This window comes from Colwellia demingiae (assembly GCF_007954275.1).
In the GTDB taxonomy this organism is placed as follows: Bacteria; Pseudomonadota; Gammaproteobacteria; order Enterobacterales; family Alteromonadaceae; genus Colwellia; species Colwellia demingiae.
This window is the reverse complement of the sequence record NZ_VOLT01000001.1, coordinates 582,457-608,272: the sequence shown is the minus strand read 5'-3', so window position 1 is coordinate 608,272 and position 25,816 is coordinate 582,457. Positions and strand designations below refer to the sequence as shown.

Annotated in this window: 20 protein-coding genes and 7 tRNA genes; 20 read left to right on the top strand and 7 right to left on the bottom strand. The window is 37.4% G+C overall.

Annotated features, from left to right (window positions below):
- The first annotated feature begins 366 nt into the window (after positions 1-366).
- The 17 genes from ESZ36_RS02565 to ESZ36_RS02485 all read left to right on the top strand — a co-directional run bounded on the left by ESZ36_RS02565 (position 367) and on the right by ESZ36_RS02485 (position 13,229).
- On the top strand, positions 367-2,217 hold the full coding sequence (locus ESZ36_RS02565) for a DEAD/DEAH box helicase (protein ID WP_146783075.1): 1,851 nt from the start codon (positions 367-369) through the stop codon (positions 2,215-2,217).
- Positions 2,218-2,450: 233 nt separating this feature from the next.
- Positions 2,451-2,885, top strand: coding sequence for a tol-pal system-associated acyl-CoA thioesterase (gene ybgC, locus ESZ36_RS02560; protein WP_146783072.1), 435 nt, complete (start codon positions 2,451-2,453; stop codon positions 2,883-2,885).
- Positions 2,875-3,561 (top strand): protein TolQ, encoded by a 687-nt coding sequence (gene tolQ / locus ESZ36_RS02555; protein WP_146783069.1) that lies wholly within the window; start codon positions 2,875-2,877, stop codon positions 3,559-3,561. Before ybgC ends, tolQ begins: the two co-directional genes overlap by 11 nt.
- Before the next feature lie 9 nt (positions 3,562-3,570).
- Positions 3,571-3,996, top strand: coding sequence for a protein TolR (gene tolR / locus ESZ36_RS02550; protein WP_146783066.1), 426 nt, complete (start codon positions 3,571-3,573; stop codon positions 3,994-3,996).
- 1 nt (position 3,997) lies between these two features.
- Positions 3,998-4,942, top strand: coding sequence for a cell envelope integrity protein TolA (tolA, locus tag ESZ36_RS02545; protein ID WP_246128959.1), 945 nt, complete (start codon positions 3,998-4,000; stop codon positions 4,940-4,942).
- Between the two features lie 121 nt (positions 4,943-5,063).
- Positions 5,064-6,422 (top strand): Tol-Pal system beta propeller repeat protein TolB, encoded by a 1,359-nt coding sequence (gene tolB, locus ESZ36_RS02540; RefSeq protein ID WP_246128968.1) that lies wholly within the window; start codon positions 5,064-5,066, stop codon positions 6,420-6,422.
- A 64-nt stretch (positions 6,423-6,486) separates the two neighbouring features.
- Entirely contained in the window at positions 6,487-7,041 is a 555-nt protein-coding gene (pal, locus tag ESZ36_RS02535) for a peptidoglycan-associated lipoprotein Pal (protein ID WP_146783061.1), read from the top strand.
- A gap of 33 nt (positions 7,042-7,074) precedes the next feature.
- Entirely contained in the window at positions 7,075-7,866 is a 792-nt protein-coding gene (ybgF, locus tag ESZ36_RS02530) for a tol-pal system protein YbgF (RefSeq protein WP_146783058.1), read from the top strand.
- A gap of 172 nt (positions 7,867-8,038) precedes the next feature.
- Positions 8,039-8,114 (top strand) — tRNA-Lys (locus ESZ36_RS02525).
- 125 nt (positions 8,115-8,239) lie between these two features.
- Positions 8,240-8,315, top strand: a tRNA-Lys gene (locus tag ESZ36_RS02520).
- Positions 8,316-8,351: 36 nt separating this feature from the next.
- Positions 8,352-8,427, top strand: a tRNA-Lys gene (locus ESZ36_RS02515).
- Positions 8,428-8,523: 96 nt separating this feature from the next.
- A tRNA-Lys gene (locus ESZ36_RS02510) sits at positions 8,524-8,599 on the top strand.
- Between the two features lie 36 nt (positions 8,600-8,635).
- Positions 8,636-8,711 (top strand) — tRNA-Lys (locus ESZ36_RS02505).
- 170 nt (positions 8,712-8,881) lie between these two features.
- Positions 8,882-8,957: transfer RNA gene (locus tag ESZ36_RS02500), tRNA-Lys, on the top strand.
- A gap of 389 nt (positions 8,958-9,346) precedes the next feature.
- Positions 9,347-10,405, top strand: a complete 1,059-nt coding sequence (gene nadA / locus ESZ36_RS02495; protein ID WP_146783055.1) for a quinolinate synthase NadA — start codon at positions 9,347-9,349, stop codon at positions 10,403-10,405.
- A gap of 247 nt (positions 10,406-10,652) precedes the next feature.
- Positions 10,653-10,742, top strand: a tRNA-Ser gene (locus tag ESZ36_RS02490).
- 333 nt (positions 10,743-11,075) lie between these two features.
- Complete coding sequence (locus ESZ36_RS02485; RefSeq protein WP_146783052.1) at positions 11,076-13,229, top strand: sensor domain-containing protein; 2,154 nt, start codon at positions 11,076-11,078, stop codon at positions 13,227-13,229.
- Positions 13,230-13,266: 37 nt separating this feature from the next.
- On the opposite strand, the gene ESZ36_RS02480 is transcribed toward ESZ36_RS02485, so the two are convergent.
- Positions 13,267-14,373: a GGDEF domain-containing protein gene (locus tag ESZ36_RS02480; RefSeq protein ID WP_146783049.1), complete on the bottom strand. Its 1,107-nt coding sequence runs from the start codon at positions 14,371-14,373 to the stop codon at positions 13,267-13,269.
- Between the two features lie 189 nt (positions 14,374-14,562).
- On the opposite strand from ESZ36_RS02480, the gene ESZ36_RS02475 reads away from it, so the two are divergent.
- Entirely contained in the window at positions 14,563-14,958 is a 396-nt protein-coding gene (locus ESZ36_RS02475) for a bacteriohemerythrin (RefSeq protein ID WP_146783046.1), read from the top strand.
- Positions 14,959-15,188: 230 nt separating this feature from the next.
- Here the strand turns inward: ESZ36_RS02475 and ESZ36_RS02470 are convergent, their stop codons facing one another.
- From ESZ36_RS02470 to ESZ36_RS02455, 4 genes are all read right to left on the bottom strand, one after another.
- Positions 15,189-16,739, bottom strand: a complete 1,551-nt coding sequence (locus tag ESZ36_RS02470; RefSeq protein ID WP_146783043.1) for a mechanosensitive ion channel domain-containing protein — start codon at positions 16,737-16,739, stop codon at positions 15,189-15,191.
- A gap of 587 nt (positions 16,740-17,326) precedes the next feature.
- A complete protein-coding gene (locus tag ESZ36_RS02465) occupies positions 17,327-18,082 on the bottom strand; it encodes an alpha/beta hydrolase (protein WP_146783040.1) in 756 nt (251 codons plus the stop codon).
- A 283-nt stretch (positions 18,083-18,365) separates the two neighbouring features.
- On the bottom strand, positions 18,366-19,784 hold the full coding sequence (locus ESZ36_RS02460) for an ATP-binding protein (protein ID WP_146783037.1): 1,419 nt from the start codon (positions 19,782-19,784) through the stop codon (positions 18,366-18,368).
- Positions 19,785-19,786: 2 nt separating this feature from the next.
- Entirely contained in the window at positions 19,787-20,515 is a 729-nt protein-coding gene (locus ESZ36_RS02455; protein WP_146783034.1) for a response regulator transcription factor, read from the bottom strand.
- Between the two features lie 204 nt (positions 20,516-20,719).
- Between ESZ36_RS02455 and ESZ36_RS02450 the strand changes: the two genes are divergently transcribed.
- Positions 20,720-21,172: a Spy/CpxP family protein refolding chaperone gene (locus ESZ36_RS02450; protein WP_146783031.1), complete on the top strand. Its 453-nt coding sequence runs from the start codon at positions 20,720-20,722 to the stop codon at positions 21,170-21,172.
- A 91-nt stretch (positions 21,173-21,263) separates the two neighbouring features.
- On the opposite strand, the gene hpt is transcribed toward ESZ36_RS02450, so the two are convergent.
- Positions 21,264-21,794 carry a hypoxanthine phosphoribosyltransferase gene (gene hpt / locus ESZ36_RS02445; RefSeq protein ID WP_011042577.1) on the bottom strand — a complete coding sequence of 177 codons (531 nt, stop codon included), beginning with the start codon at positions 21,792-21,794 and terminating at the stop codon, positions 21,264-21,266.
- Between the two features lie 121 nt (positions 21,795-21,915).
- The gene (locus ESZ36_RS02440) at positions 21,916-23,247 is read right to left on the bottom strand and encodes an NCS2 family permease (protein ID WP_246128958.1); all 1,332 of its coding nucleotides are present in this window, start codon (positions 23,245-23,247) and stop codon (positions 21,916-21,918) included.
- Between the two features lie 799 nt (positions 23,248-24,046).
- Between ESZ36_RS02440 and ESZ36_RS02435 the strand changes: the two genes are divergently transcribed.
- Complete coding sequence (locus tag ESZ36_RS02435; RefSeq protein ID WP_146783025.1) at positions 24,047-25,657, top strand: SulP family inorganic anion transporter; 1,611 nt, start codon at positions 24,047-24,049, stop codon at positions 25,655-25,657.
- The last annotated feature ends 159 nt before the right edge of the window (positions 25,658-25,816 follow it).

The following is a 25,816-nucleotide window of genomic DNA, read 5'->3' as shown; positions in this document are numbered from 1 at the left end:
TGAATGAATTTCAGCCAAAGTTAGTCCAATAAGCGACTTACTTATACTAACTAGCAATAGTTTAATGGATGTATAAGTATATTGAGATGAGTGGGGTTTTACCGCCCAATAGACTTCCCAGCTAATTCGCCCCTAGAATTAGCAAGAAATATAGCGTCAATAGAACGCTATGCGCCTTAAGTCTTCCTGGTGGTTTCCTCGTATATATTTTACGCAGGTTAAGACTTAGCAATTTAAATCAAATGCTATTAAGTGCAGCTAATTAACATCGTTAATTTGGCGGCAGCTTTGTGATTGATTTTTATAATTACGCCCAAGTAATTATGCTCAAGTAATGCGCCTGCCTTGAGAAGATGAAAATTATTTATGACTGATCAAAAAACTGAAACTGTAACTGTAACTGAAGCTGAAGCAGTAGCTTTTGCCTCTTTAGGCTTACCTGAAAACTTATTATCTGCCGTTCTTTCTATTGGCTTTACCTCTGCTACCGATATTCAAGCATTAACTATACCGCCATTACTTGCTGGTAAAGATGTGTTAGGTGAAGCACAAACAGGTACAGGTAAAACTGCTGCCTTTGGTTTACCTGCATTAGCAAAAATCGATACTTCAATTAAAAAACCACAATTAATGGTTTTAGCACCGACTCGTGAATTAGCAATGCAAGTTGCTGAAGCAATCGAATCTTTCGGTAAAGACATGAAAGGTTTACGTGTTGCTACATTGTACGGTGGCCAATCTTATGGACCACAATTTCAACAACTAGAGCGTGGCGCACAAGTTGTTGTTGGTACTCCTGGTCGTTTAATGGACCATTTACGTCGTAAAAGCCTTAAGTTAGATGAATTACGTGTTTGTGTGCTTGATGAAGCAGATGAAATGTTAAACATGGGCTTTTTAGAAGACATCCAGTGGATTTTGGATCACATTCCAAAAACTGCACAAATGTGTTTGTTCTCAGCAACAATGCCACCAGCGATTCGTAAAATTGCTAACCGTTTCTTAAAAGAACCTGAGCACATTAAAGTTGCCGCTGTTAAAAAAGCAAAAGCTAACATTACTCAGTACGCATGGAAAGTTAGTGGCATCACTAAAATGACTGCGTTAGAGCGTATTGCTGAAGTAGTCGAATACGATGCAATGATTATTTTTGTTCGTACTCGTAACGATACTGTTGATATTGCAGAAAAATTAGAGCGTGCCGGTTACCCTGCATTAGCACTAAATGGTGATTTGAACCAAGCACAACGTGAACGTTGTATTGACCAAATGAAATCTGGTAAATCATCTATCCTAGTTGCTACAGACGTTGTTGCTCGTGGTTTAGATATTCCTCGTATCTCTTTGGTAATTAACTATGACTTACCTGGTGATAACGAAGCATATGTTCACCGTATTGGTCGTACTGGTCGCGCTGGTCGTGAAGGTATGTCAATTGCGTTTGTACGTCCACGTGAAATGTACTCAATTCGTCATTATGAGCGTTTAACGAATGGTACTGTTCTTAACTACGATTTACCAAATATCCAAGATATTGGTAAAATACGTATTGAGCGTACACGTGTTGAAGTTGCAAAGATTGTTGCAGATAAAGATATCTCAAGCATGCGTGAAATTGTTGAAGGTATGGCTGCTGAATCTGAAGTTTCTATGATTGACCTTGCTGCTGCCTTACTTTACCAAAAGCAAATGAAGCAACCACTTCAACCAAAAGAAGATCCTAAACCTCGTCGTGATGCTCGTGAACGTACTGATCGCAACGACCGCAATGACCGTGGTAACGATCGTAATAGCCGTGGTAATGATCGTAATAGCCGTGGTAACGATAGCCGTAGCGCTGGTCGTGATTCACGTGGTGGTGAGAACCGTAGCAATCGTGACGATAAGCCACGTAAAGCTAAAGTTAATCGTACAGATGTTGATTGGCAAACTTACCGCTTAGAAGTGGGTAAAGAACATGGCGCACGCCCAGGTGATATTGTTGGCGCTATTGCTAATGAAATCTCGCTTGATAGTAGCTATATCGGTGCTATTAACTTACATGATAAACATAGTTTTGTTCAGTTACCTAAAGGTATCCCAACTGACTTGTTTAACCAGTTGAAAGGAGTGCGCGTTCGTCGTCAACCTCTTTCAATCACTACGTCAGATGAAGCAGTTGTTAGCCAACAACAGCGTCCAGCTCGTCGTACTGAAAAAGCACCACGTCATACTTAATTGATGTGATAGGTTTATAGCATTGCGCATAAAAGAGTGAATACTTTTTTATGTGAGATGATGTAACTTTAAAAAGCGCCTTATGGCGCTTTTTTGTTTTTACGCTATAAGAAAAGCTGTTTAAGGGCTTTTTATGCTAAAAAGTGTAAGTTTTTATCTCAGTCCCTTGTTTGCCTATTGCTTTATCTATTACTATAGAGCCACAAAGCACAATAAAAATAATTCTAGTAGTAATGTCTGAAATAACATCCGAATCAAACGTTGAATCAGCCCATCATTTCGCTATTCGTGTCTATTACGAAGATACCGATGCAGGTGGAATTGTCTATTATGCGAACTATTTGAAGTTTTTTGAACGCGCGCGAACAGAGTGGCTGAGAGAAATAGGTATAAACCAAGAAGTATTTTTGCAACAAAAGTTAGGTTTTGTGGTCAGAAAGGTTGAAATGGACAATGTTGCCTCGGCAAAACTTGACGATTTACTTGAAGTGAATTCAACTATCATAACCCTGAAGCGTGCAAGTTTAGTGTTTCAACAACAAATAACCAATCAAGAAAAACAAGTATTGTGTACCGCTAAAATACGTATAGCATGCGTTGATTTTAGTCAAAATAAACCCTGTGCTATTCCCGAATTAATACTAGGAGCGTTTAAACGTGTCAGCTGAAATATCTATTTTCCATTTGTTTTTAGAAGCAAGCATATTAGTGCAATTTGTAATGCTTGTTTTGCTTACTTTTTCTATTGTCTGCTGGGCGATGATATTTCAACGTAGAAAAATTTTGCGTACCGCCGCGGCAGAATTGAAAGCATTCGAAGATAAATTCTGGAGTGGGGCTGATTTAAGTAAACTTTATAGCGAAACCTGTGCAAAGTCACAAATACAAGGCATTGAAAGTTTATTTATAGCTGGCTTTAAAGAGTTTGCCCGTCTGCGAAAAAGTCATATTGATAACCCTCAAATAATTGTTGATGGTACACACAGAGCTATGCGTGTTGCTTTATCACGTGAAGTCGATGGTCTAGAAACGCATTTACCATTTATGGCAACAGTAGGCTCTATTAGTCCTTACATTGGCTTGTTTGGTACAGTTTGGGGCATCATGAATTCATTTATAGCTTTAGGTGCGGTAAAACAAGCCACGCTTGCTATGGTTGCGCCAGGTATTGCTGAAGCATTAATTGCTACCGCAATGGGGTTATTTGCAGCAATTCCTGCGGTAATTGCCTTTAACCGCTTTAGTCATAAAGTTGAGAAGTTAGAAAATAGCTACGGTAACTTCATGGATGAATTTTCGAGTATTTTACAACGTCAATCAGCCGCCGAGCAATCTACTAAATAGGGTATTACTATGTACCAAAGAGTTAGACGCCGCAAAGTGGCTGAAATAAATGTGGTTCCGTATATTGATGTGATGTTGGTATTGCTCATTATTTTTATGGTCACCGCGCCTTTAATAACCCAAGGGGTTAAGGTTGATTTACCGCAAGCAGATGCAGAGCCTCTAGATGAAGACAGTAAAACACCCTTGGTTGCCAGTGTAGATGCACAAGGGCGTTACTATTTAACCGTAGGGGCCAATGATAAAGAGCCAATGTCTGCTGAAGAAGTTGCGATATTAGTTAAAGCGCACCTAGCTATTGAGCCAGGTACACCTGTTGTTGTTAATGGCGATGGCGCCGTATCATATGATGCAGTTATACAACTGATGGTGATGTTACAGAACGTTGCAGGTGTTCCTTCAGTTGGTTTAATGACAGATTCGGTGGGGAAATAGCGTGATCCAGCAGTTAATTTCTCGTTTTAGCATGAAGTCACCTTATTTTAAAGCTGTGTGGTTAAGTATCGCATTGCATCTTATTTTACTGATAGGTTTATTGTCAGGCGATTTTTCTTCAGAGCCTAAACCATTACCTACGCCAACAAGCCAATCATCGGAACCTATTAAGGCTGTTGTTGTTGATAAAGCTAAGTTTGAGCAAGCGGTAAACAAGATTAAGAGACAAAAAAATCAAGAACGCGATGCCGAGAAAAAGCGACTTAAAGCTATTGAAAAACGTGCGGCAGATGCTAAAAAACGCCGCGTAAAAGAACAAGCTCGCATTAAAAAACTAGAGAAACAACGTAAGCAAAAAGAGCAAGAAAAAATTAAGGCGGATAAAGCGGCTAAATCATCAAAAGCTAAAGCAGCTAAAGCAGAAAAAGTACGTAAACAAAAAGAGCAGGAGAAACAAGTCGCTGAAAAAGCCGCTGCTGCTGCCAGAAGTAAACGTTTAAAAGAAGAAGCGGATGCAAAAAAAGCCGAGAACTTACGTCTTGAAAAAATTGCAGAACGAAAACGTCAAGAAATTGCTGCAAAAGAACAGGCTATTCAAGATGCTATGTTAGCGGAGCAAATGGCTGATGAAATGGCGACCCGCAATAAAGCGAGACACCAACAAGTCATGACAGAAGTTCAACGTTATTCCGCATTGATTCAACAAAGCATTAACCAACGTATGATTACAGATCGCAGCACCATGGCAGATAAATCTTGTCGTTTAACTCTCACGCTGGCGCCTTCTGGTTTTGTTATTGATGTTAAAGTAGGGCAAGGCGACAAAGTGGTGTGTGACGCCGCTAATATAGCCATTGGTAAAGCAGGTACATTACCGGTATCTAAAGACCCTGAAGTATTTAAAGAAATGCGAGAAATTGCGGTTACGGTAGAGCCCAAATTTTAACTGATATTATTTATCAGTATATTTTAATAGATATTATAGGACCGTGTTTGCTACATGGTTTTATTAAAATATTAAACCAGTTAATTTAATAGCAGTACATCAAGCTATTTAAAGGAAAAGTATTAAGAATATGAAATTATTATCAAACATTGTATTTGGTGCCCTGATTGTATTAACTTCTGTTAAGGCAATGGCAGCATTAGAAATTGTTATTACTGGGGGTGTAGATAGTGCAAGACCAATAGCTATAATCCCTTTTCATTGGACTGGTACCGGTGAACGACCAGAATTATTATCAAAAGTTATCAGTGATGATTTATTACGTAGTGGCAAGTTTAGCCCTATTGCACTGGATAAGTTTCCTCAAACTATTTCCGATGCAAAAAGCATTGATTACAGTGCCTGGGCAAATCTAGGTGCAGAAGCTGTCGTTGTAGGTGAAATTAGTGAAATTGCGCCAGGGCGTTACCGAGTCAGCTATCAGTTAGTTGATGTGATACGCGGGCAAATCACTGGCGGTGAGACCTCAATGCTCAGTAATGGTGAGCTAGTTAATACTAAAGATCATATATTGGCGCAAAGTAGCGCTAACATTCAACTGAATCAAGCACGTCGTTATGCGCATAGCATCAGTAATGTTATTTATGAAAAACTTACCGGAAGTAAAGGCGCTTTTTTAAGCAAAATTGCCTATGTTATTGTCCGCGATCAAGGAAAGTACCCATACCAACTCGCTTTTGCTGATTATGATGGTTTTAATGAACATGTATTGTTAAGTTCTAAAGAACCGTTAATGTCACCATCTTGGCATCCTAATGGTGATCAATTAGCGTATGTCTCATTTGAAAACCGTCAAGCACAAATCCACAGCATTGATATTTATACCGGAGTGAGAAAATCAATTAGCTCATTTAATGGTATAAACAGCGCACCTCGCTTTTCTCCTGATGGAAATAGTATGGCAATGGTATTGTCAAAAGATGGCAACCCAGATTTATATGTTATGGATTTAGTTACCATGAAATTACGTCGCATAACACGTAATCGAGCCATAGATACTGAGCCGAGTTGGACTCCGGATGGTAATTCATTGATATTTAGTTCAGAACGGGGTGGAAAACCGCAGCTATATCGCGTAGATTTAGCCGGGGGGAAAGTAAGACGTTTAACTTTTGATGGCGAAGTGAACCTAGGAGGTTCAGTAACACCTGATGGTAAACAATTGATTATGGTCAACAGAACGCGTGGTAAATATCGTTTAGCGAAGCAAGAATTATCATCTGGTTTATTTCAGGTGTTAACCGAAACTCGTTTAGATGAATCGCCAAGTGTGTCACCAAACGGTGGTATGATCATATACAGTACCTTACATAATAATCGACAAGTATTGGGTTTAGTGTCGGTAGATGGTCGCTTTAAAGCTAGATTGCCTGCACTTGATGGTCAAGTGAAAGCACCTGCTTGGTCACCATTTTTATAATAATAAGATAGACAAAATAATTAATTGAATTTTAACTTATAATTTTAGAACAAAGGAAAATAAAATGCGCTTTAATAACATAGTAAAAAGCTTAGCAATTGCTTTACCTCTTACCATTCTATCTGCTTGTAGCTCAAACTCTGACATCGATGAGCAAAGCCAAGTCGATACAAATGCCCAAGTAACTCAAAATGCGGAAGATGCTCAAAAAGCACAAGAAGCCGTACAAGTTACAGCGGCAAAACGTGCTGCTGAAATTGAAGAACAAAAACGTCAAGAATTAGCGCAGTTACGCTCAGAACACATCGTTTATTTTGATTTTGATGTTTCAAACGTAAACGACCAGTATTCAGCTATTTTAGATGCACATGCTAAATTCTTAAATGCTAACTCAGATGTAAAAGTATTAATTGAAGGTCATGCCGATGAACGTGGTACACCTGAATATAATATTGCATTAGGCGAACGTCGTGCTAAATCAGTAGTTACTTATTTAGAAAACATGGGTGTTGCTGCTAGCCAACTTACTGTAGTTAGCTACGGTGAAGAAAAGCCAATGGTTAAAGATCGTAGCGAAAATGCTTTCTCTAAAAACCGTCGTGCCGTTTTAGTTTACTAAAATTTGATAAGCCTCACATAAGCAGGTAACTGAATGAAACTGAATAAAGTTTTATTTGGCATGATGTTTACAGCTAGCGCCGTTAGTGCGCTGGCTGTAGCTAAAGCGCCAGTCATTGATGTTAACGCCAATTCTATCGACTCTTCTGCGTTAACAGAGCAATTAACAACCTTGTCACGTAAGTTAGACTCTCGTAATAAGGCACAAGTGAATATACAACGTCAGTTGGATTTTTTACAAAACGAAGTGAATGAACTTCGTGGCGTGACTGAATTACATACCCACAAATTAAGTCAAGTATTAGAGCGTCAACGAGAGCTTTATAAAGAAATTGATAGACGGGTGAATGAAGTACTTGAATCAACCAGTAAAACAGCCTCAGTTACTACGAGTCCAGTTGCGACAATTAGTACCGCAGTTAATGCGACTAGTTACAGTGATAACTTAACTGAAAATGAAACTTATGATCGTGCACTTAATCTCGTTTTAAAAGATAAACGTTACCAGCAAGCTATCGTTGAATTTAGAGCATTTAATAAAAGTTTTCCAAATTCAAGCTATGCACCTAATGCCCATTACTGGTTAGGTCAGTTACTCTTTAATCAAGGCGAACTTGCACAAGCGGACAAGGAGTTCCTAATTGTTGTTAACAAGCATAAAGACTCTACTAAGCGTCCTGATGCATTGTTAAAACTTGCTATGGTTGCTCAAAAGCAAAATAATGCTAAAAAAGCGATTGCGACCTATCAACAGTTATTAAAAGAGTACCCAGAATCAACAGCGGCAAAACTTGGCAAGCCACGCTTAGCCAGTTTAACTAAGTAAAGAATTTATAGGCTAACGGCATTAAATTGCTTTTTGTTGATGATAAAACTAGCGCATTGCTGACAATTTGCTCGAACAGTAAATTATATTCAGAAAAACGAAGTTTATTGTTGCACTTAAATAAATTATGAGTATTATATGCCCCGCATTGAGGCAGTGACTCAATGCATGTCGGCCGTTAGCTCAGTTGGTAGAGCAGTTGGCTTTTAACCAATTTGTCGAAGGTTCAAATCCTTCACGGCCGACCATTTTCTAACTTAAAATATTAACTTATTGAAGTGATATTTTAGTTTTAATAAAAAGTCTCCTTATCATAATCGGTTTATCGTTAAAGATAATGGAGCAAGTAAATTGAAAAAGATTAATCTTGAATCGGCCGTTAGCTCAGTTGGTAGAGCAGTTGGCTTTTAACCAATTTGTCGAAGGTTCAAATCCTTCACGGCCGACCAATTCAAGAATAGATATCATTTACTTAAAATTAGATTCGGCCGTTAGCTCAGTTGGTAGAGCAGTTGGCTTTTAACCAATTTGTCGAAGGTTCAAATCCTTCACGGCCGACCACCTTCTAACTTAGAGTAATAACTTTAAGTTTGAATAAAAAGTCTTCTTATCGTAATAGATAGTGGAGCAAGTAAATTGAAAAGATAAATCTTGAATCGGCCGTTAGCTCAGTTGGTAGAGCAGTTGGCTTTTAACCAATTTGTCGAAGGTTCAAATCCTTCACGGCCGACCAATTCAAGAATATTTATCATTTACTCATAGTTAGGAACGGCCGTTAGCTCAGTTGGTAGAGCAGTTGGCTTTTAACCAATTTGTCGAAGGTTCAAATCCTTCACGGCCGACCACTCCTAATGTAAAGAATACAATGTTAATACCAGTAAATATGAATCATCTCAATTATATTGATATGATTTAAGCCAAGGCTTTTAACAGCTTAAGCTAAATTTATTTGAAGGTTGAAATCCTTCATCAGTGACCAATAAAAGAATATTTATCGGTTATTCACAGTTAGGAACGGCCGTTAGCTCAGTTGGTAGAGCAGTTGGCTTTTAACCAATTTGTCGAAGGTTCAAATCCTTCACGGCCGACCACTCCTAATTTAAAAAATAACGATAAGCCTCATCATATATTTCTACAGAGACATAACTTCTTAGAATTAAAGCCAAGGCTTTTAACCGTTTAAGTCCAATTTATTCAAAGGTTCAAATCCTTCACGGCCGACCACTCCTAATTTAAAAAATAATGATAAGCCTCATCATATATTTCTACAGTGATATAACTTCTTAGAATTAAAGCCAAGCCTCAAACCCTGCACAGCTATCCACTTTTAATTCAATAACTATTCTAAATACCCTTTAAGATTCACATAACTCAAAACCAAAGCGTTTAACCGTTTAAGCTGACCATTCTCCACTACACATTAGTATTACTTTCCCTTATAATTACCGCGTTTTTACGTGTCCTGAATTAGAGAGAATCCATGAGTATAAGTAATACTGCGGTAGATTTTGATTTTCAATTTCCAGCCAAACCAAAACCTTTAGCCAATGATGAAAAGGCACAATACATAGAGAAAATTAAACTGCTCTTAATTGAAAAGAATGCCGTATTGGTTGCGCATTATTATACTGACCCTGAGATTCAAGCGCTTGCTGAAGAAACAGGTGGTTGTGTCGCTGATTCTCTAGAGATGGCTCGTTTTGGCAAGCAGCACTCGGCAGAGACTTTAATTGTTGCTGGTGTGAAGTTTATGGGCGAAACGGCCAAAATTTTAACACCAGAAAAAAGTGTTTTGATGCCTGAACTTGAAGCGACGTGTTCATTAGATTTAGGTTGTCCTATTGATGAGTTTTCTGCTTTTTGTGATGAGAATCCCGATCATACTGTTGTTGTTTATGCAAATACCTCAGCAGCAGTTAAAGCTAGAGCTGATTGGGTGGTAACATCGAGTATTGCGCTAGAAATAGTTGATATGCTTGAGAGTGAAGGTAAGCCTATTCTATGGGGACCTGATCGTCACTTGGGATCATACATCGAAAAAGAAACAGGTGCCAAGATGTTGATGTGGCAGGGCGCTTGTATCGTTCATGATGAATTCAAAGCAAGTGCACTTCGTGATCTCAAACTGCAATACCCTGATGCAGCGGTACTTGTTCACCCAGAGTCACCTGCTAATGTTGTTGAAATGGCTGATGCTGTAGGTTCAACCAGCCAGCTGATTAAAGCAAGCCAAGAAATGCCTAATACCCACTTTATCGTCGCAACGGATAAAGGTATCTTTTATAAGATGGAACAAGCTAACCCTGAAAAGACCTTTTTAGCAGCTCCTACAGGCGGTAACGGCGCAACTTGTAGAAGTTGTGCTAGTTGTCCTTGGATGGCAATGAATGGTCTTAAATCGATTCATGATGCGTTAGTGAGCCCTATTGGTAAAGAAATCAATGTTGATGAAAGTTTAGCTGCACAGGCATTAATCCCTTTAAACAGAATGCTTAACTTTGCCGCTGAAAATAAGTTAAAAGTAAAAGGTAATGCCTAGTTTTGTTCTGTAATCTATTCATTTTTAATATTTATGAATAAATAAACAGCACTTAAACCATTTTTTAACGATAAAATTAAAATAGCCTTGCACCAACAGGGCTTTTTTTCTACCATAGCGCCTGTTGACGATAAGGTACCTAGCTTAATGGCTGGTAAGATGATTTTACACGTATAGCGTGTTCATCAACGGAGTACTTAATTGGAAGCAACGATGAAGATAACATTTTAAATATCATACAAAATTTGGTGAGCTGGCCGAGTGGCTGAAGGCGCACGCCTGGAAAGCGTGTAAAGGTTTATCCCTTTCGAGAGTTCGAATCTCTCGCTCACCGCCATATTCTAAAACCCCTGATTTATCAGGGGTTTTTTCGTTCTGAACTTCGGTAAAACTCTGTCATATAACTCTGTCACAAAAAAGACAAGTTATATTGCTACTTCCAAATTACTTAGATAACCCCCTACTCATCAGTAAATCATGTATCTGAACCGATATGGTCATTTCACCGTATATTTAAATGATGCTTTGTTGACACCCGTCATATTAATAACCGAACTAGCTTGTTATATTGTATATCAAAGGAATGAGCCATCGGTGGGAAAGGGCTTTCTAAATAAAATATCCTTAATATAGTTCTCTTATAAAAAACTTATCTGAGTGAAAGATATTTATGAATGTTCATCGAATAACAAGTATCGTAGAAAGCATATCTAACATCAATAACGATAATTTTTTTGATGAAATTTGTGTGTCACTAAGTCGTGCAATTGAAGCAGATTTTGTTTTTATAGCGAGTATTGATGACTCCAAAACAAATGCAACCTCTATTGCTGTGGCTAATAGAGGACAAAAAGTAGACAACTTCACTTACTCGCTAAAATCCTCACCTTGCTCTGTAGTCTCTAATAATTCTATTTGTACTCATTGCTGTAATATTCAACATTTGTACCCGGACGATCAATTACTCGTGGATATGAATATTGATGGCTATGTAGGTATCCCTTTAAAAACGAGTAAAGGGGAAGTGAGTGCTATTTTGGTCGCTTTATTTGAAGAGAATATAAGTAATGTTTTGGAAGTGGAAACTTTCTTTCTCCTTTTTTCTGGCTTGATAGAGAAAGAATTACATAAAAGTAACTACTTAAAGAAAATAGAATTTTCTAATAAGATTATTGATAACACTCACGAAGCGATCATGGTTTGTGATAAAAACAAATATATCACTTATATCAACCCATCATTTACTCGTATGACAGGTTACACACTGGTTGATTTACAAGGCCAAACACCCAAAATTTTAAATTCTGGAAAGCAAACGAAAGCCTTTTATCAGACCATGTGGGCAGACATCGGAAAAAATGGCCACTGGCAAGGCGAAATTTGGAATAAACGTAAAAATGGCAGTGAATATTTAGAATGGCTTTCTATTACTGCTATTGTAGATGAGTCGAATGAACTGACACATTACACCGCTTTTTTTTCTGATATCACAGAGCAATATATAGCTAAAGAAAAAATAAAATTTCAAGATTCATATGATGAATTAACCAAAACAGCTAATAAAAAAACGTTATTCACCTTTATAGAACGTTCAGTAATACAATACTCTAATCAACTCGAGTGTACGACTCCTGCTGCTTTACTTGTTATTGACATCGACTTTTTTAATAAATTTAACAGTCTCTATAGTCATGCATTTGGCGATGAAGTACTTATGCAAGTATCTAGCAGGTTACAATCACTGATTAGATCAAGTGACATCGTCGCTCGCACTAGTGGCGATAATTTTGCATTATTTATTAATCATATAACTAACCAGGATTCGATAGTTTATTTTATCGATAAAGTAACGCACGCATTCTTAAAGCCTTTTGTCATAGAAGGTATTAATATAAAAATAACGTTGAGTATCGGTGTTGCTTGTTTTAGACAAGATACACAGGATGTACATCGGTTATTTGAAAAAGCAGAGCAAGCTATGTTTGCTGCTAAAGACAATGGACGAAATTCTTATGAATTTTATAGTCAACTGCTATCTGATAAAGCAAATAAAGAAGAGCAATTAAAACTATCGTTAGAGTCTGCTATTGAAAATAATGACTTTTGTGTGGTTTACCAACCTATCGTATCTCTGAAGTATAAATCGGTTACTAAATTCGAAGTCCTTATTCGATGGAACAATAATGGCACGTGGGTTTCCCCTATAGACTTTATTCCGACAGCAGAAAAATTTGGCCTGATATCAAAAATAGGGGATTTGGTTTTAAACCTAGCCTGTATCGAATTATGCCATCTCAAAAAAATGGGCTTTAATGAGATCGTTTTTAATGTAAACCGTTCTATCTATGAGTTCACTTCTGGTGTGAATGATAATTCATGGCTTGATACTATAAAAAAATATGACCTTAACCCTGAAAGCATATGTTTTGAGTTAACTGAAAGTGTTCTTGCTCCTGAAAATGACGGATGCATAACTTTACTCAATAAACTGCAACTCGCGGGCTGTAAAATAGCATTAGATGATTTTGGTACCGGCTATTCGTCATTAAACTACTTACGTAGATTCCCAATCGATACACTAAAAATAGATAGAGGTTTTATTTCTGAAATGACAAAAGTAGAAGGTGATAAAGTGCTGGTGTCAGCTATTATTTCAATGGCTAAAGCGCTTGGTATATCTGTTGTTGCTGAGGGAGTCGAATTAAAACAAGAAGTTGATATTCTTGTCTCATTAGGCTGTGATTATATCCAAGGTTATTACTTTTCAAAACCATTAGCACCTGAGTTACTTCCTCAATATTTAACTGACTTCCAATATGAGTAACTAGTAACTATTTAGTTAGATGATATGACAATGTTGGTTATTGAATACTTTTAGCGCAACCTCGTCCATTTGATTTAGCAGAATAAACTCCATCATCAGCGGCTTTTATCAAATCCTCAATACTTGTCATTTGTGTTATTTTTGTCGCAACACCTATGCTGGTACTCAGTGAAAGGTGATGGTCTGTTATATCAATAGTGAGTGATTGTACTTGCTCATTAATTATGTCGGCGATAAGTAAGCCACCTTTTAGCTCAGTAGCAGGACAAATTATAAAAAATTCATCACCACCTAAACGACAAGCAATATCATCCGTTCTTATCGCATGTTGAAAGACTCTGGCTAACTCAATTAACACCCTATCTCCTACGTCATGACCGTGGGTATCGTTAATTTGCTTAAAATAATCAACATCAATCATCAAGCAGGTAAGTGGTAAATTATTTGTTACTGATTCTTCCCATAATAACGATAACTGCTGCATGGCGTGACGACGGTTTGCCATATTAGTTAATGGGTCTGTTAACGATAAGATAGCTAACTCTTTATTACGTGCACTTAATTGCTGTGTGCGTGAAATAACTTTTGCTTCAAGGGTTTTATTAAGCTCAATTAAGTCTCTATTTCTTTCAGATATTTGAATAAATAATGCATTAAGGGCTTCAAGTAATGGCTCTGTCGACTTGTCTTTAATTTTCTCTTCAAAGTCATAAGCATCCTGAGCAGAGAGTCCTTCTTGTATTGCTTTCATTTGTTTCGCCATATTCATATCTGTTCCCAGAATATGATACACGAGCCAGTGTATTATGAGATCTAAAATGTAGCGTGCTATGGATAACTTATCAGTCACTTTATCTGATAATAAAGTAGATATTTCATCAAGGATATCACGGTGTAATTTTTCGTGATGAGTGATGTGGCGAGTATCTAAACCAACACTGTACATCAACTGTTCCTCATCCTTAAAATGAAACTTGGTGTAATCAATGAGCTTATTCAGTGTTAATTCGATATCATTTTCTGTTGTTGTATTGTTTGCTAGCAAGTGACTATATTCATTAATTATTTCAACGAGACATTGGTGTTGATCATCGACTTTAGTGACACCTGTTTCGTAATTACTATTCCAAATAAATGTTTTCATAATGACTGTGAATATCTCATAATTAATTAAGTATTTCAGTATACATAAGAACGTAAAATTAACGCTGATTTAAATCAACACTTTTAAAATCCTCCTAAAACATTGACTTAAATCAAAGCGCAGTGGAATTTCAATTTAAGTCTTTATCTTAGTGTTTATAATGTGCTCAAAGACATTATTGGAAGCAGCATGACACAGGTAATATGGCAAGATAGTTATTCTATTGGTATTAATACAATAGATACCCAACACAAGCAGCTCTTTGACATAATGAATAAAATTTATGTCGCTTCTGAAGACGATAGTGATATAGACGTTATTATGCCTCTATTTGATGAGCTTCAAGACTACACCAAATATCACTTCGATGAAGAAGAGCAATATTTTACTACGCTATCTCAGGGTAGTATTGAAAAGCATAAAAGTGAACATCAATTTTTTATCGATGAGCTTGATAAAATAAAGCAGCAATCATTAAGGATAGGAACTATTTCTTTGGAGTTACTCTACTTTTTAAATGACTGGTTAGTGAATCATATTCAAGTTGAAGATCCAAAATACCTTGACCATGAAAATATAAGTTAAAAGCTCAATTCAAATATTCCTCACTTGTTCGCAGTGTTATTATCTGAAATTTTGATTAGCTGAATTAACTTTTTGACAGGTGAGCACCGTAATACATTACAGAATTAATGTAGGTACTTTCTATCGAGTAAAACTAACGGTGGTTTACGTTACTCGCCAATAAGGTGCTGATTTAAAGTCACCTTATTGGTTTAGTGTAAGGAATTTATACTCATCCTAGCTGATAGGTGTTACTTCTCAGTGATTTCAGCGACTTGATGAACATGAACATCGCGTTGTGGGAACGGTATTGAAACACCTTGTTTATCAAACTCCTCTTTTACTTGGCGAGTAATATCCCAATAAACATCTAGGTAATTTTCTGTTTTCACCCAAGGACGACAAACAAAGTTAACAGACGAGTCAGCTAATTCATTCACTTTAACTACAGGGGCTGGGTTCTCTAGTACTAGCTCGTGCCTACTTACGACATCAAGCATAATCTTTTCAGCTTTAACCATGTCATCGCCATAACCTATACCAAATACAAGATCAACGCGGCGTGTTCTACTACCAGTAACATTAACAATAGTTGTACCCCAAATATTATTATTAGGCACTACCAAATGTTGGTTATCAAATGTTTTGATGGATGTAGATAATAAGGTCATGGAATGAACGGTTCCTGTCACACCATCAATTTCAATAATATCACCTACATCAAAAGGACGATAAATCAGAATGAGCATACCGCTGGCAAAGTTACTTAGGGTACCTTGTAGCGCTAAACCAACCACTAAACCTGCTGCACCAATTAATGCTAATACCGGGGCGACATTTATTTCTATTAAAGTCAGTGAAACAATAAAACCTATAATTAAAATGACTCGGCGGACAGATACTTTGATAAATAATTTTAATAACGTTGATAAGTTACTATTACGATTAAGTGCTGCATCAGTTATTTTTCCGGCGGTTCTAGAAAGTACGTATACAAAAAATAAGGCTAAAGTGAATTTGATGATATTTGCTAACCAACGTAAGCCACCATCTTGTGATAATAACCAGCCTTTAATCGTTAGCCAAGCTGCATCACTATCAGTTAAATCAACATTGGTACCTGATAGTGCATTGGCATAGAGGTGTAACTCAGTGCCATCTCCGCCTTTGCTTTCCCAACTATTTAGTACTACCTGAAAGCGCTCTAAAGCATCATTTTTTTCTTCTCTTAATTGTGTAAGGTTTTTGATTAGCAATTCACGTCTTTTCTGCATTTTTTCACTGTACACGTCGGCCTTTTTGGAAAGCTGGTTAAGAGATTCAGGTGTCTTTGATAGTTCATCTACCGCTTTATCTGCTTTTTTGTGCTTTATATCTTTGGCAAGCGATTTAATTTCCTCTAAATCTTCTTTTAATTCTTTCGCTGCCGCTTTATCGTTTTTACTTTTATCAAGTAGGATTGCACTTTCAGCGCTGATTTCAGAAATTTCTTGGGCAGCTAAAATCTTTTTCTGTTTTTGACTGACTAGAATTTCAGCTTCACTAACAATAGTGGCTCTTGCTTTTAAAATGGCTAACCAAGCATCTACCTCGATCGTTAATTCATCTTTAGTTAAGGGCGTAAGGGCAAACTCTAATTCGCCTAGGTCAATATTGGCATTTTCAGTTGTAACCGCTAGGTAATTTTCGTCATTATTAGCTGCCAAAGCATTTGGCACATTGACACTTAATAAAAGAATAACCACGCTAAATAAAGCGAAGTATAGCCCTTTAAAATTTTCTGAATGAGTGAGTTTTGTCATAATGTGAGCCTGATGATGTCCTTGATTTATTAAAGGGTTAACAACTTAAACGAGGTATTAGCTTAATTGAGAATATAGTAATTTTAATAAAACTTGTAGTTAAGGTTGTAAAACCCTATGAATTATTTGAGTTATAAAGGTAATCAATGACCTTTCACTATCGTTGATAAGGTTTTAGTCGTGTGTTCCATAACGGGCAACTAATGTTAGATGATACATAAGACCCATTGTCACCAATGCGCAATTAGTATCGCTTGATGTCCACATTTGTTAACAGTGAAGAAAGGTTTGAAAGTTATTATTTATTAAATTTGCCAAATAGCACTGCCAATAGAATGCAAAATGATTCATTTGAAGATGTTTTTAATTACGCTTCATTTGGTATAAAAAAGTCATCGCTAAGGCTGACATTGTAATTGAAGCCAGTAACATTAAATGTGGGAAGGTATTCACTTACTATCAAGTCAATAAAGGCAACTTCAGGAACTCTGCCACTATTCAGGTGACCGCTCCATAGGCAGTTAGCGAAGGTAAACACAAGCGTGGTTGACCTAACTTGTGTTTAACTTTCTATCATTGTTTCTACATTATTTGTTCAATTCGCTGGTAAACCAAGTGACAATGGTTGCTTCTAATGCATTATCACTATCTAGTAATGGATAGCCATGCATGCTGCCCTTGTAGGATATCATTTTGCTACTAGGATTTTTTGCAGTTGAAAACAACTGTTGGGCACTGGTGAACGTTCTACCATCGTCTTCTGAGGCGATGATTAAAGTAGGAGTATTAACTAGTGTTTTGCCGTAGCGAGCAATGTTTTCATCTCGTTGAGATGAAGAGAAGAAGCTGAGAGCACTGATGTTTTCTTTTTCTGCTAAGGTGATGGCTTGGCTTCCACCGCAACTAGCACCAATGATGCCTATTTTTCCGTTGTTGCCCACTTTCTCTTTTAAATAATTAAAAGCTAATTGCACGTCTTCAGGCCAGTGTGATGACATGTTTGACCAAGCTTCTCTTCGCTCTGCTTGCGGTAATTTTCGAACGTCTGCAACATTAAATTCGCTACTTATACTCTCACCAAAACCTCTGAAATCTAGACTTAAGGCATGGACAGATTGTTGTGCTAATTGTTCACCAATATTGTCATACATAGTGCGGTTGTAATTGCATTGATGGAGCATTAACACCGCACGGTTATTCGTGGATTTCGTGCTGTTTTTACTTGGATAATAATCAGCTTTGAGTGCGAAGTTATCTGGGGTGGTTAGCGTTATTTCCGCAGCAAAACTATTAACAGTGATAAGTAAGCTCGCTAACGATAAAGTGGTAATTAAACGTAACATGACAATTCCTATTGTAGTGATTTATATCTTAGACCCTCAAGCTATCTTTAATATTTCACTAATGACAGCTTAATACGACCAGTTGACTACTTAATGTGCTATATACCCGTTTTATGGGGGGACTATTTGAAGTATTAATCTTGTTTTTTTGTAGTTCTTAAGCGGGAAGTACTTTTATTTGAATAAGGTGAAAAATTTTCATAGTTATTAGTTATAAATCTGGCTCAACTAAAAAACACCTATCAAAGGTGCTTTTTATGTTTGAGTCATAATAGCTGGTTAGCTAGGTCTTACTTTTATTCTGCTTCGATAATGTTGGTAGGGTAATGATAACTTTAAGACCGCTTGATTCTTGGTTTTGTGCGATTATTTCACCCTGGTGAAATAATATGGCTTGTTGGGCTATTGCTAGACCTAAACCTGTGCCTCCGCTACTTCTCTCTCTGCCATCGGCAACACGAAAAAAAGGAGTGAAAAGTTTCTCTATCATTTCATTTGGGACACCTGGGCCTTGATCAGAAACGCTTAACATTATCTGCTCATTTTGCTGACTTAATTCAACCGTTACTACTTGGTCATTTGGCGAGTATTTTACTGCGTTATTCACCACATTACTGATAGCACTTGCTAGCAGTTTACTGTCTGCTAAAAGAGCACAGTTAGCTTGTGTTTTGAGATCTATCGTGACATTTCTGCTGGTCGCAAAGTATTGGCAGTCATTAACCACTTGAGCGACTATAGTACTGAGATCAATATCATCAGCAGCGAAAACATTTTGGTTATGTTCTAGTCTTGAAAGCGTAAGTACATCGGCTATCATTTCATCTAATCGCTCAACTTCAGTTTCACAACGGTTTAAATGTTTTCGTTGCTCAACGTCATTACCCATATTTTTTTCGGCTAAGGCAACGGCAAGCTGTAAACGAGTTAATGGTGATCTAAGCTCATGAGACACATCACCTAATAAACGCTGATGCGCAGTAATATTATTTTCTAGTTGTTCTGCCATTTGATTAAAGCTACGTGCAAGGGTGCCAAATTCGTCAGAACGCTGGTCAAACTTTGTTATACGCGTAGCTAATTTACCTTCACCTATACTCTCACTTGCTTTTTGTATGGCGATTAAAGGATTAGTAAAGCTTTTCGCCAGTAACCAGCATGATAGGAAACTAATCGTTAATAACATCAATAAGCGCAAAGCAACGGGCAGTTGATTGACCCAACTAACTATACGTTTACGGTGTAATTCATTGGCAATGAACAGTTGGAACTGCTCGCCATTAATTATTATGGGCTCAGAAGAAGTGACCTTGGTAAAAGCAAAGTCAACAGTGACGGGGTTTTTGAGCGGATGTTTTTTTAAATAATCTCTTACTTCAGACCAGCCACGTTTTCTTGGTGTATAAACTCTGTTGTTACTTATTTTTTTTATGATTAAATACTGATTATGCTTACGGCGGAACTTCTCCTGCACCTTTTTAAGTTTTACCTGACCCTCATCCGCTAGTCTTTGTGTGTATTGCTTTAATAGGGTTAATTGTTGTGGATTAGCTTGTTCTTGGACAGGACTATGCCGAAATTGCATCGTAACGAGGTAACTAATAAGCACAGAGGTGAGTATAACTAGCCAGAAAGCCAAAAATAGCTTTAAGCTAATACCCAAAGATAACTTCTTAGACCATGCAAGCGGTAACTTGAACATAACTATTCTTCTCCCTGTAAAAAGACGTAACCAGCCCCACGCACCGTTTTCATCTTATCTACGGGATCAATAACGAGCAACTTTCTACGAACATTGCCCACATGTACATCAACAGTTCGATCGTATGGGCTGAGTTTACGTTGTAGTACTTTTTCAGATATTTCAGCTTTACTAATGATTTTACTATGATTTTCAATCATATAAACCAGCACTAAATATTCGGTTCCTGTTAATTCAAGTAAGTGATCTCGACAAGTTATTTCACGGGTTGCTTGGTTAACCTTGACCTGATTAATAGTCAGTTGTTTGGTTGGAGTCTTCACTTCTGCCGCGCTTTGACTTTTAACAATGGAGATACGTCTTAATATTGCTTTAATACGCGCTAATAATTCACGATGTTTGAAAGGTTTTGCCAAGTAGTCATCAGCGCCTAATTCAAGCCCCAAAATTCGGTCATTATCATCACCTTTAGCCGTTAACATCAAAATGGGCGTTTTATGATTACCACCTAGGGCCTTTAATACCTCAAAGCCATTTAATATTGGCATCATGACATCGAGTAAAATCAAATCAAAACTATCGTCAAACGCTTTTGCTAAACCACTTGCACCATCTAAGCATGAAGTTACCTTGAAATTTTCGGTCTCAAGGTACTCGGTTAATAACTCAGCAAGCTCAGCATCATCATCAATTAATAAAATGTGTTTAGTTTGCACTGTGGATTGTGTCATAGGAGTGGCTGCTTTTTAGAAATAAGAGACTAAGTTTGCAATTGCTTAGTAGTAACTACCAACTAGTTTACGTGATTTTAGTGAAGCAGAAAATAACTTTACATAGCTTTACATAGTCTTGCACTGCTTTGCAAAAATGCTCGATATACTAAAGCTGAACTTAATTATCTTGTAATAAATAATGTACCCAAAAGGAACTATCAAATGAAAACCATATTCAAAAATATCGCAATAGTCACTTCACTATGTTCAGCATTGGTTTTAGCTCCTGTAAGTTATGCAGGTAATGGCAATTCTGACTATCAAGGTGGTAAAAGTTACCAGCAAATGAGTGAAAAGAAACTCGCCAAAATGACTCGTAAATTAGGACTATCTGAAAGCCAACAAGCAGAGATTAAAGCGCTGAAAAGTGAAGAACAAGTGCAGATGCAGGCATTAAAACCGGCAATGAAAGCTTTTAGAACGCAAGTGAAAGCTTTGATGTCTGCTGATAGTTTTGACGAAGCAGCTTTTGTTCAATTACAGGCAAGTAATCAAGATGTTTTTTCTGCGATGGCGTTGACTAAAGCAAAAAGTAAATTTGCTATGAAAAGTGTTTTAACTGAGGAACAATTAGCGACGTTTCGTTCAATGAAACATAAACGTTCACGTCGTTAATAAAAATTATGCTCATAAAATTTTTAGATAAGAATAAAAAATCCGATACTGAATCGGATTTTTTATATTATAAATTTACTATCAATCTTATTTATTCGGTAGGAATTACTTTACCAATATAAGGGAGGTGACGATATTTTTGCGCGTAGTCAATACCAACACCCACGACAAATTCATCAGGGATTTCAAAACCTATCCATTTAACTGCAACATCTTCTTCTCGGCGAGTAGGTTTATCTAATAACGTACAAATTTGAATAGAGTTTGGTCCACGTAAATTTAAAATCTGTAATACTTTACTTAAGGTATTGCCCGTATCAATAATGTCCTCTACCAACAATACATCTTTGCCTTCAATATTATCATCAAGATCTTTAAGTATATGAACATCACGAGAGCTCTCCATGCCATTGCCATAGCTCGATGCCGTCATAAAATCAACGCTATGATTAACGGTAATGACTCTTGCCAAATCAGCCATGAAAACAAATGAGCCGCGAAGTAAGCCGACCATAACTAAGTTATCGCTGTCTTGATAATGTTCACTAATTTGAAGTCCTAATTGAGCGACACGTGTTTTGATTTTTTCTTCTGAGATCATTACTTCAATTGTATGTTTCATAATTGCTTCTTTTAAGTTAGTAATTAAAGCTAATAAAAGGCTAAAGGATGTTAATACGAAAAAAGCCTTTGCGAGCAAAGGCTTTTATTCACAGTAAACTTAACTTGTGCTTATTGTATATTTAATTTAAAAAGATGAACTTAGCAAGAAATAATACGGTTAACGCCCAAACACCGTTAGATACTTGACTAGACTTACCAGCACCTACTTTTAATACAGTGTAAGTAATGAAACCAAAGGCAATACCATTAGCAATAGAGAAGGTGAATGCCATCATAACCGTGGTACATACTGCAGGAGCATATTCAGTTAAGTCATCCCAATCTAAGCCTCTAAGAGAGCTCATCATTAACATGGCCACATAAATAAGGGCGCCATCAACGGCAAAGCCAGGTAGCATTTGTGCTAGAGGTAAGAAAAACACACCAGCAGCAAATAACAAACCGATAGTAACGGCAGTAAGGCCAGTTCGACCACCCGCAGCAACACCCGCAGCAGACTCAACATACGAGGTAACCGGAGGACAACCAAAAGCAGTACCGATAACAGATGAAATAGAATCGGCTTTTAAAGATTTGCTTAAGCCTTCTATTTTACCATTTTCGTCTTGCAAGTTAGCACGTTCAGCAACACCCATTAACGTACCTGCAGTATCGAAGATGTTAACAAATAAGAAGGTGACGATTACAGGAATTAAGGCGACTTCAAAAGCGCCAACAATATCAGCTTTCCACAAAATAGGTTCAAGGGCAGAAAACTCAGGAACAGCTAGTAATCCTTTATAGGCAACAAAGCCAGAAGGTGGAGCAAATGATTTAGCGGCTTCAGCAACAACGAAGAAATCAGTAGGGAGTACCCAAGTCATTGCAAAGGCAATGAAGGTTGTTACAGCAATACCTATGAGCACGGCACCAAATACTTTACGGTAGCTAAGAACCGCAATTAATAAGAAACTTAGGAACCCTAATGCAGGGGCTTCAGGGCCAAATTGACCAAAGCCAAAGTGTGTCATATCAGCTAGGGCAACAACATTATCAGGGTTAGCCACAATAATGCCAGTGAAACGTAAGCCGATAAAACCGAGGAAAAGACCAACACCTGCAGTCATGGCAAGCCGTAAACTCATGGGGATGCTATCAAGCATCCACTCCCTAAGTCGAGTGACACTCATTAAGACGAAAATAACCCCAGAAAGGAATACTGCACCTAAGGCTATTTGCCAACTGTAACCCATGGAACCAACGACTGAGAAGGTGAAAAAGGCATTTAATCCCATGCCTGGCGCAAGACCTACCGGCCAGTTAGCGTACATACCCATTAAGATGGTAGCAATGGCTGCACCTAAACAAGTTGCTAGAAATAATCCATCAAATGGCATGCCAGTTTTAGACATAATGATTGGGTTTAAAAACATAATATAAGACATGGTCACGAAGGTGGTAAGACCGGCCATGAGTTCAGTTTTTACAGTGGTATTATGCTGTGATAGTTTAAAAAGACGCTCTAACAGACCGACGCCTTCAGTTTGCTCTTCAGCTTTATTGTCGCAAGATTTGCTAACCTGTTACATAACTACAGTTCTCTAGTTGATTTATATTTAAGGTCGTTTATTTGTGTTTTTTTAAGTTTGACCTGCTTGTAATAATTTTTAAAACTTATCTTTCCTATCGCTGCTCTATCAGTAAAGCCGATAATGCCAGCGGTTGCTAATTCATTGAAAGAGACTGTGTTGTATCCAACCTCAGTGAAGCTGATTTATTAATACATAAATACAAAGCAAAGTTAACAAGTAAAACACTTTGTCAATTCCATATAGTGAAACCTGTGTAGATTTTAAGATGTTTGCTATATCTTATAAAATTAGAGGTAACTAGAGAAAACGGTGAAAGATAGAATACTCACATTTCACATCGTAAGACCTTGTTAGCTTTAATTATATGTAATCTAAAGGTATCCGTACAGCTTCCTTAATCGTTTTACTTTACTAATATCTTTATTGGTATTTAATGTGCCTAACTAATGAACAACACATTAATCCTATACCTAAACTAGAAAACTTGTCAATAGTGTCAAGAAATGGTTTTTAGTGTACAGTAAGTGTCTGGTTCTCTCTGGAGAGGCCGTAATCTTTGTTGAATATTTTTTAACTGAGTATTTTTATAGCGCTTGTAATTTCGACTAAGATATCTAGCACGTAATATCTGAGATAGGATTAATAGTGTCATTAACTAAAACATTTAATTTAGGTAGCCATGCTTTCTTTATCACATTTTAATCGACGAACAATTAAAGGCGACATTTTTGGTGCCTTAACATCAACAATCGTTGCTTTACCTTTTGCGTTGGCTTTCGGGGTTACTTCGGGCGCTGGTGCAAGTGCAGGGATTTACTGTGCAATTTTAACCGGTTTATTTGCCTCATTATTTGGCGGAACTAATCAACAAATTTCGGGCCCGAATACCGGCTTAACGGTTGCCATGGTCGCCATTTTAACTAGCTTTGTAGCGCAGTCTCCAGATAACGGTATTGCGGCGGCATTTACTGTGGTGAGTTTGGCGGGGTTATTTCAAATGCTCTTTGGTATTTTTAAGCTAGGAAAGTACTTTATTCTCGTTTCGTACCCTGTTATATCAGGTTTTACCTCGGGCATTGGCGTATTAATTATCCTTTCCCAACTGGAACCATTATTTGGTCATTCATTACCAGATTTTCAGTTGTCATTAAGCACATTTACAAGTACCAATACGTTATTGGGGCTGGCTTGTTTAGTCATTCTATTTTTATGGCCACAACGATTTAGCCGTGTAGTACCTGCTAGTATTATCGCGGTAATGGGGGCAACTATATTTTTTGTTTTTTCGGGGGCTGAAATGCCCGTAGTTGGTGCTATTTCTAGCGAACTACCCTCGTTCAATATGCCTATTTGGGACAATGCCTTAGCCAGTGAAATGATTAAATCGGCGTTATTAATTGCGACATTAAGTACGTTAGATTCATTAATGACTTCGTTAACTGTTGACAGTATTACCAACGAATTACATGACTCTGACCAAGAGCTGGTTGGTCAAGGTATTGGTAATATTGTTGCGGGCTTATTCGGTGCATTACCCGGTGGTGGCGCAACAATGCGTACAGTGACCAATTTAAGGGCTGGTGGTACTACGCCGTTGTCAGGCATTCTTCATGCTATTTTTATTTTAGCGATTGTTCTGTGGGCAGGGGAATACACCGCGTATATTCCTGTGGCCGTTTTAGCTGCAATTTTGACTCATGTAGGCATAAGTATTATTGATTGGAATTTCCTTAAACGATTACATCAAGTACCGCTGTTTAGTGCTGGTTTGATGCTTTCAACTTTGGTTATGTCAGTTGCTTTTGACTTAGTCACCGCAGTATTAGTTGGCGTCTTTTTAGCAAACTTAGTGACTATTCGTCGTTTATCAGAAATACAGCTTGATAATATTAAGTTGTGTACGGCTAAAGAAGCGGAGCATTTATCGCCTCCTGAAAGGCAATTACTCGCTTCAATGGACGATAGCGTATTATTGCTAAATATCTCAGGACCCATTGGTTTTGGTGTAGCTCGCGGGTTAAAGCAAAGTGTTTCAGAGTCGGATAAAAATAAAACTTTGTTGATCGATTTAACTGATGCTCGCTTTGTCGGCATTACCAGTACTATTGCGATTGAAGAAATTATTGTTAGTTATCGAAATCAAGGGCGGGACATTTTACTTTCAAGTGTTTGCGAGCGAGTGAAAAATGATTTCGATAAATTGAAGTTACTCGATAAAATATCAGCTGATCATGTCTTTTCTACTCGCTTAGAGGCATTGACTTATTTATCAGAGCAAGTACAAAATTAAAGCTCTACGTTAATTGTTTGCGGTCGACTAAATAGCAATGATGAATCATAAAAAGCACCTTGGAATAATATGACAAGGTGCTTTTTTATTGGAGCTTTTGCTGCCTATCGACAAAATGTAAAATAAATATCACTTCATTGGCCGTTATTTGGAAAAATA